The following is a 1,076-nucleotide window of genomic DNA, read 5'->3' on the forward strand; positions in this document are numbered from 1 at the left end:
GGGTTCAGATCGGTCACCATGGCCACCGCATAGACGACCAGGAACAGCAGGGTAACAACAGCAAAGATTTTTTTCCGACCCAGAATGCCGAGGATGCCGCAGATCAATACACCGATATAGCAGGTGACCTCGTAAGACAGCGACCAGAGTGAGCCGTTGACTGCCGGGCCGTAAGGGTTGGATTCGAACACGCCGGGCAACACGTATTGAATCTTGAACAGCAGCATGTTGCGCGCAAAAAATTCCCCGGCCTGCGCCCAGAAAACGGATGCAGGGGTCTGTGTCAGTATGAACCCGGCAACCAAGAGCGTAATCCCTGTCACGACCGCAAGTGCCGGAAACAGACGCAGCGCGCGAGCGATCAGAAATGAACTGGCAGACCGTTTTCTATCGAAGCTGCGTGTGATGAAGAATCCTGAAATGGCGAAGAAGATCCATACGCACACCATGCCCAAGGACAGCCCGTGAAGAGCAGTTTCAAACGGTTGACCAACCGCGCCACCCCAACTGAGCGGATAGGCGTGCGATACAAGCACGCCGCTGGCGGCAAGAATCCGGATCAGGTTGAAATTGTTGTCCCGCCCGTCTGCCCGGTCCGCGATATAGCAGCGCGCAGGATCGCCCGAGGTTACATGCGCATCCTGGTCTTTCATCCGCGAGTCCTCTGGGTTGGTGGCGTAAACATATGGGTCCGCAATTATTTGGAAGTTATCCTTTGATACAATATCCACGGTTCAGTTGCTGCAAGTATCTCGAAACCCGGAACCTGCGGCGGAAACGATTCCGTGGAACATGTCACGATTGTATCGGCTTTGGCGTTCGATAATGCATTCAAGGCCGATGGCAGCGTGTGATTGGCCTCCAGCGCAATTTTCTGAACTGCGCCTTGCACGCTGGCTAACGGACCAACTATGCGCAGCGGTTGCTGCGTGGGGTTGGCAAAGGTCGGAACTGCCGTACCATTGAAGATCATGAGAAAGGACAAGGGTCTGCAACTGGGCTTGAAAACCCACGCGTCCTTTGCGTCTTCCACATAAGCCCCGGCGCCCAGACTGCGCGTGTCGTGGAGGTTCAAC

At 55.3% G+C, this 1,076-nt stretch carries 2 protein-coding genes; both read right to left on the reverse strand.

Features of this window, described 5'->3' with window-relative positions:
* The coding region (locus AC2FNN_RS21685; protein ID WP_496760600.1) for an acyltransferase family protein at positions 1-653 on the reverse strand (653 nt) is incomplete at its 3' end.
* Positions 654-697: 44 nt separating this feature from the next.
* The coding region (locus tag AC2FNN_RS21690) for a hypothetical protein (RefSeq protein ID WP_496760602.1) at positions 698-1,076 on the reverse strand (379 nt) is incomplete at its 5' end.

This window comes from Ruegeria sp. BHSA118 (genome assembly GCF_059613405.1).